Origin of the sequence: Intrasporangium sp. DVR (genome assembly GCF_040365325.1) — a bacterium.
In the GTDB taxonomy this organism is placed as follows: Bacteria; Actinomycetota; Actinomycetes; order Actinomycetales; family Dermatophilaceae; genus Intrasporangium.
Genome location: NZ_BAABZW010000014.1, coordinates 1 through 6,635, shown reverse-complemented (window position 1 = coordinate 6,635; position 6,635 = coordinate 1). Strand labels below are relative to the sequence as shown.

General features: G+C 69.8%; 7 protein-coding genes. 3 read left to right on the top strand and 4 right to left on the bottom strand.

Annotation, left to right across the window (positions count from 1 at the left end; genetic code table 11):
- The first annotated feature begins 140 nt into the window (after window positions 1-140).
- Both ABWV20_RS11040 and ABWV20_RS11035 read left to right on the top strand, forming a co-directional pair.
- The gene (locus ABWV20_RS11040; protein WP_353355207.1) at window positions 141-512 is read left to right on the top strand and encodes a cupin domain-containing protein; all 372 of its coding nucleotides are present in this window, start codon (window positions 141-143) and stop codon (window positions 510-512) included.
- Window positions 509-1,666, top strand: a complete 1,158-nt coding sequence (locus ABWV20_RS11035; protein ID WP_353355206.1) for an adenosine deaminase — start codon at window positions 509-511, stop codon at window positions 1,664-1,666. Before ABWV20_RS11040 ends, ABWV20_RS11035 begins: the two co-directional genes overlap by 4 nt.
- Before the next feature lie 19 nt (window positions 1,667-1,685).
- Here ABWV20_RS11035 and ABWV20_RS11030 read toward each other — a convergent pair whose 3' ends face one another.
- Genes ABWV20_RS11030 through deoC form a run of 4 tightly spaced genes read right to left on the bottom strand, consistent with a single transcriptional unit; the run spans window position 1,686 to window position 5,800 of the window.
- Entirely contained in the window at window positions 1,686-2,417 is a 732-nt protein-coding gene (locus ABWV20_RS11030) for a uridine kinase family protein (protein WP_353355205.1), read from the bottom strand.
- A 20-nt stretch (window positions 2,418-2,437) separates the two neighbouring features.
- Window positions 2,438-3,325 (bottom strand): aldehyde dehydrogenase family protein, encoded by an 888-nt coding sequence (locus ABWV20_RS11025; RefSeq protein ID WP_353355204.1) that lies wholly within the window; start codon window positions 3,323-3,325, stop codon window positions 2,438-2,440.
- The gene (locus tag ABWV20_RS11020) at window positions 3,322-4,797 is read right to left on the bottom strand and encodes an aldehyde dehydrogenase family protein (protein WP_353355203.1); all 1,476 of its coding nucleotides are present in this window, start codon (window positions 4,795-4,797) and stop codon (window positions 3,322-3,324) included. Before ABWV20_RS11020 ends, ABWV20_RS11025 begins: the two co-directional genes overlap by 4 nt.
- A 16-nt stretch (window positions 4,798-4,813) precedes the next feature.
- Window positions 4,814-5,800 (bottom strand): deoxyribose-phosphate aldolase, encoded by a 987-nt coding sequence (gene deoC / locus ABWV20_RS11015; RefSeq protein WP_502901780.1) that lies wholly within the window; start codon window positions 5,798-5,800, stop codon window positions 4,814-4,816.
- Window positions 5,801-5,921: 121 nt separating this feature from the next.
- On the opposite strand from deoC, the gene ABWV20_RS11010 reads away from it, so the two are divergent.
- Entirely contained in the window at window positions 5,922-6,575 is a 654-nt protein-coding gene (locus ABWV20_RS11010; RefSeq protein WP_353355208.1) for a PH domain-containing protein, read from the top strand.
- The last annotated feature ends 60 nt before the right edge of the window (window positions 6,576-6,635 follow it).

Here is a 6,635-nt window from a genome sequence, read left to right as displayed (position 1 = left end):
ACGGTGTGGGAGAGTAGGACGCAGCCGGACAACCATTCACAGAAAGCCCCACCGACATCGTCGGTGGGGCTTTCTGCATTCACGACCTGGTTGATGGGCGTGGCCTTAGGGCGTGGCCCGCTCGGGCGTAGGGTGGCCCTGTGCCTGAACTCATCAAGACGCCGACCCGGATCCCGGTGCCGGGAGGCAAGGTCATCGAGGAGCATGTCGGCCGGGTGACGACGCCGGAGGCACACCTTCACGCCTCTGTGTCGGTCGCGCACATGAAGGCGCCTGCAGGGTGGTCCGAGCCTTACCAGACCCCGGACTTCGACGAGATCACCCTCGTCCTCGCCGGCCAGGTCATCGTGGACCACGACGCGGGGCGCCTCGAGGTTGCTGCTGGGCAGACCGTGATCACGCGTGGCGGGGAGCGCATCCGCTACTCGTGCGGTCCTCAGGGCGCCGAGTACATCGCGGTGTGTGTGCCGGCGTTCGCTGACGACACGGTGCACCGCGAGGGGGCCGAATGACACCGGGGGACGCACGCTCGGCCCCCAAGGTCCTGCTCCACGACCACTTGGACGGCGGTCTGCGCCCTCAGACCATCGTCGAGCTCGCGGACGACATCGGGTATGGCGACCTTCCCTATGGTGCTGCCGCCCCGTTGGGAGCCTGGTTCCGGGAGAGTGCGGACTCCGGCTCGCTGCCGCGCTACCTGGCGACGTTCGAGCACACGTTGGCGGTGATGCAGACCCCTGAGGGAATCCGGCGGGTCGCTCGCGAATGCGTCGAAGACCTCGCTGAGGACGGTGTCATCTATGCGGAGAGCCGCTATGCCCCGGAGCAGCATCTGACCCGTGGCCTTTCGCTCGAGGCTGTCGTCGAGGCGGTCAACGCCGGCTTCCGCGAAGGTGAAGCCCTCGTTGCTGAGCGGGGCGGCCGGATCCGGGTCATGGTGCTGCTCACCGCGATGCGGCAAGCGGCGATGTCGACGGAGATCGCCCGGCTCGCCGTGCGCTACCGCGACGAAGGCGTGGCCGGCTTCGACATCGCGGGCGCCGAGGCCGGCTACCCACCAACGCGGCATCTCGATGCGTTCGAGTATCTACGCCGCGAGAATGCGCACTTCACCATCCACGCAGGTGAAGGTTTCGGCCTGCCCTCGATCTGGGAAGCGATCCAGTGGTGTGGCGCCGACCGGCTCGGGCACGGCGTTCGGATCGTCGATGACATCACCATCCAGGGTCAACCGTTCGGCAGCTGGCTGCACGCTCACCAAACCGACGCACGGGCGCTCGTGGACCTCGATCTCGCCGACGTGCGACTAGGACGTCTCGCGGCCTACGTCCGTGACATGCGGATCCCGCTCGAGATGTGTCCGAGCAGCAACCTGCAGACCTCGGCCGCCGTGTCGATTGCGCTCCACCCGATCACCCTGCTCAAGCGGCTCCGCTTCCGGGTGACCCTCAACACCGACAACCGGCTGATGAGTGGCACCTCCCTCAGCCGTGAGGCCACCTTGCTGGCTGACGAGGCGGGGTGGACCTTGGCTGACCTTCGGTGGGTGACGATCAACGCGATGAAGTCGGCGTTCATCGCGTTCGACGAGCGGCTCGCGCTCATCGACGATGTCATCAAGCCGGGCTACCTGGAGCTGGGGTACGCAGGGGAGCCAGTGAGCTGACCCGCAGGCCGGCAGGCCTTCAACGAGTCGACGATCCGCTGCCTGCCGCGGCCAGGAGCGCTCGCTCGGCCTGCCGGGGGGTCAGGCACCGAGCGCCGTGCGCCTCGGCCTGCGCGATGATCGCAGGCTCGGCGCGCAGGAGCGCGAGTCCTCGCCGCAGGAGGATGTGCGGGGGTTTGCGGCGTTCCGAGAGGTCCCGGACCAGTCGCAGCGCGAACGTCACCCAGCGGGAGCGCCGGACACAGAGGGTGTCGGCGAGCAGGCCTTCAGCCTCGAGTGGTTCGGCGAGCCGGGCGGCGAACAGCCCTTCAGCGAGGATGAGGTCGTCGCGGTCGCAGGAGACGACGTGGAGGCCGGTCACCCGCGACTCAGAGATGTCGTAGACGGGCACCTCCGCGGAACCGGTGTCGACGAGCGTGCGCAGGGCGGCAACTGCCCGGTGCGCGTCCCAGGAGTCGACGTGGTCCCAGTCGGGGATACCCAGGGGTGAACGCGGGAGGGAGGGATCGTCAGCCTCGCGGTAGAAGTCGTCGAGGCGCACCACGGGCCAACCCAGCGCAGCGCTCAGGCGCGCCGACAGGCGGGTCTTACCGGCTCCGCTCGGCCCGGTCACGAGGATGACTCGTCGGCGCGACGGTGCGCCGGCGTCGGGCCGGATGCCGCTGGGCTCGCTTCGACGCGCACGGTCCTCCGCGCGGGGGTCGGCCTCCCGGTCGCTGCTGTCTCGGTCGCTGCCGTCTCGATCGGGCACGGTCGCGGGCTCTCGGGAGCTCACAGGCCCTTGGGGTGCCACACCGTCTTGGTCTCGAGGAAGGCGCGGATGCGATCCAGTCCCGGGTCCGCGGACCAGTCCGGCTCGACCGCCGTGCCGTCCCGCAGAGCGGGACGCAGGACCCGCTTGAGGTTGCTCGCGGCCTCTGCCTCGAGCGTTCCCCAGTCGAGGTCGTCGGCGTCGGCGGCACCGGTGAGGTCGATGGCGTTGACGTCCCGGTGCGAGGCCAGCCATGGGCCCACTTCACTGGTCTTGGCCGTGATGAGGTTGACCACACCACCCGGGACGTCCGAGGTCGCCAGCACCTCGCCGAAGGTGATCGCAGGCAGGGGCCGGGACGCAGAGGTGATGACGACAGCGGTGTTGCCGGTTGCGATGACCGGGGCGAGCACCGACACCAGCCCCAGCAGTGAGGAGGACTGGGGCGCGAGCACGCCGACCACACCGGTGGGCTCGGGGGCCGAGACGTTGAAGAAGGGCCCAGCCACCGGGTTGAGGTTGCCGAGGACCTGGGCCACCTTGTCGGTCCACCCGGCGTACCAGACCAGCCGGTCCACAGCGGCATCGACGACGGCACCGGCCGTCTTGGCGCCGAGTCCCTCGCCGGCGGCGACCTCCTCGACGAACTGGGCGCGTCGGCCCTCGAGGACCTCTGCGACGCGGTAGAGCACCTGGCCACGGTTGTACGGTGTCGCACCGGCCCAGCCGCCGAGTGCTCCCCGTGCTGCGACCACGGCGTCGCGCACGTCCTTGCGCGAGCCCATCGACGCGTTGGCGAGGAACTCTCCCTTGGCCGAGACGACTTCGTAGGAGCGGCCGGACTCGCTGCGGGGGAACTTCCCGCCGATGTAGAGCTTGTACGTCTTGCGGACGTCGATGCGCGTCATCGGGTCGCTCCCGTCGTCACGGCGGAGGGCGAGGTCGTCAGGTACGCCTCGAGGCCGTGCCGGCCACCCTCACGCCCGTAGCCGGACTCCTTGTAACCGCCGAAGGGCGAGGTGGGGTCGAACCGATTGAAGGTGTTGGCCCAGACCACACCCGCTCGCAGCTGGTCGGCCATCCAGAGGATCCGCGATCCCTTCTCGGTCCACACGCCGGCGGAGAGACCGTAGGAGGTGTTGTTCGCCTTGGCGACCGCCTCCTGCGGCGTCCGGAAGGTGAGCACCGACAGGACCGGCCCGAAGATCTCCTCCGTCGCGACCCGGTGGGTCTGCGAGACACCGGTCAACACGGTCGGCGGGAACCAGAATCCTCGGGCCGGCAGCGTGCACGCGGGACTCCAGCGCTCTGCTCCCTCGGCGACTCCCGCGTCGACGAGCGTGGTGATCCGGTCGAGCTGGGCCCGGCTGTTGATCGCACCGAGGTCGCTGTTCTTGTCCATCGGGTCGCCGACGCGCAACGTCTCGAGCCGGCGCTTGAGCCGGGCGAGGACCGCGTCGTGGATGCTCTCCTGGACGAGCAGTCGCGAGCCGGCGCAGCAGACCTGCCCCTGGTTGAAGAAGATGCCGTTGACGATGCCTTCGACGGCCTGGTCGATGGGGGCATCGTCGAAGACGATGTTGGCCGCCTTGCCGCCGAGCTCGAGGGTGGCCTTCTTGACCGTGCCGGCGATGCGGCGAGCGATGGCCTTGCCGACCTCGGTCGAGCCGGTGAAGGCGATCTTGTCGACGCCGGGGTGGTCGACCAGCGCCTCTCCGGTGCGGCCGTCCCCGGTCACGATGTTGACCACCCCCGGCGGCAGGTCTGCCTGCTGGCAGACCTCGGCGAACAGCAGGGCGGTCAGCGGCGTCGTCTCAGCCGGCTTGAGGACCACCGTGTTGCCGGTCGCCAGAGCCGGCGCGATCTTCCAGGCGAGCATGAGCAGCGGGAAGTTCCACGGGATGATCTGGGCGACGACCCCGTGCGGCCGCGGGGCGGCTGCGCCGGCGGGCGCGAGGCCCGCGTAGGCGAGCTTGTCCGCCCACCCGGCGTGGTAGAAGAAGTGGGCGGCGGCGATCGGCACGTCGACGTCGCGGGTCTCCTTGATCGGCTTGCCGTTGTCGAGGGTCTCGAGCACGGCGAACTCGCGTGAGCGCTCCTGGAGAAGCCGGGCGATCCGGAAGAGGTACTTGCCCCGCTCGGCCCCAGCCATCCGACCCCAGACCCCTTCGAAGGCCTGGCGCGCAGCGAGGACCGCACGGTCGACGTCCTTGGGCCCGGCCTGCGTCACCTCGGCCAGGACGGTCTCATCGGCAGGGTTGATGGACTCGAACGTGTCCTTGGGGCGCGTGAAGGCCCCGTCGATGTAGAGGCCGTAGGACTTCTCGAGGGTGACGACCGCCCGCGACTCCGGAGCCGGCGCGTACTCGAACCTTGACATCAGCACGTTCTCCCGGTCAGTCGATGGTCACGTAGTCGGGGCCGGAGTAGGACCCTGTCGCGAGCTTGTGCCGCTGGAGCAGCAGGTCGTTGAGCAGGCTGGACGCCCCGAACCGGAACCACTCCGGCGTCATCCAGTCGTCCCCGGCGACCTCGTTGACCATGACGAGGTACTTGATCGCGTCCTTGGAGGTCCTGATGCCACCCGCCGGCTTGACGCCGATCTGGACGCCGGTCACCTCACGCCAGTCCCGGACCGCTTCGAGCATGACGAGCGTGACCGGGAGAGTTGCCGCCGGAGAGACCTTGCCGGTCGAGGTCTTGATGAAGTCGCCACCGGCCAGCATCGCGAGGTACGAGGCCCGCCGGACGTTGTCGTAGGTGACGAGCTCGCCCGTCTCGAGGATGACCTTGAGATGGGCGTCGGCGCACGCCTGCTTCACCTCTGCGATCTGGCTGAAGACGGTCAGGTAGTCGCCGGCGAGAAAGGCCCCACGGTCGATGACCATGTCGATCTCGTCCGCTCCAGCCTCCACGGCCGCTCGTGTGTCCGCGAGCTTGACGGGCATCGCGGCCCTGCCCGACGGGAACGCCGTCGCGACGGCCGCGACGTGGATGCCGCTGTCGCCCAGGGCCTCCTTCGCCGTCGCCACCATGTCCCCGTAGACGCAGATCGCGGCAGGCCGGGGCGTGGTCGAGTCGAGCGGGTCCGGCACGCGAGCCTTGGCGCACAGCGAGCGCACCTTGCCGGGGGTGTCCGCGCCCTCCAACGTGGTCAGGTCGATCATGCCGATCGCCGTGTCGATGGCCCAGGCCTTGGCGGTCGTCTTGATCGAACGGGTGCCCAGGGAGGCGGCCCGCGCCTCGCAGCCGACCTGGTCGACCCCCGGCAGGCCGTGGAGCCAGGAGGTGAGGGCCCGGTTGGTCAGACGCGTGACGCCAAGGAGATCTCGGGCCGCGGCCGTGAGGTCCTGGGCGGCGCGCGCCGTGGTGCTGACTGTCACCCGGTGAGTCTACCCGCGCGTCACCTCGACCCGACCCACCTCGAAGGCTCGCAAGCGCCATTGCCGACGGCCTTCGTGAGACAGTCGAAGGAGAGCGCCCGAAAGGACGAAGCACGTGACGATGAGAGCCGGTGGACCGTCGCCGACCGACCCCCATCGGCCCGGGTCGGTCAGCCCACGGGGGATGACGACGCTGCGGCCGGGGTCGTCCGTCGCAGTCGGTGTCGTCGGTGCGTTGGCCGGCCTGGCGCTGCTCATCCCTGCCCTGCTCACCTCCCCGCGCAACTGGGTGGTGATCGCCTCCCTCGTCCTGGCGTTCGTCCTCCTCTGGCTCTTCGTCGTGCGGCCCTGCGCCAGGCTCCATGCCGACGGCATCCGGCTCGTCAACCCGCTCCGGGTGGTGGACCTGACGTGGCCCGCCATCGAGGAAGTCCGCTCCAGGTGGGCGCTGGAGCTCGTCGCGCAGGGACGGCGCTACACCGCATGGGGGGTGCCGGCCGACCCCGCCCGTCCTCGACACGGTCGCTCCACCGTGACGCCGGCCGTGAACGCGGTGGCAGCCGACCCCGGCTGGGCCGCCGGCGAGCGGCCCAAGGCCGAGGCGCAGACCGTGGCGGCTGAGATCGAGCGCCGGATCGCCGACGACCGGCGCCGTCAGGGCAGCCGCCGGTCCCGGGCCACCCCCACGGTGGTGGCGCAGGCATGGGATGGCCCGGCCGTCCTCCTGCTCGTGGGAGCCGCTGCCTTCTTCGTCGCCGCGGTGACCGTCGCCTGAGCGGTCTAGGGCAGGTCTAGATATCCCAGGGCTCTAACTCGTCAAGCAGCGGTGGTTTGG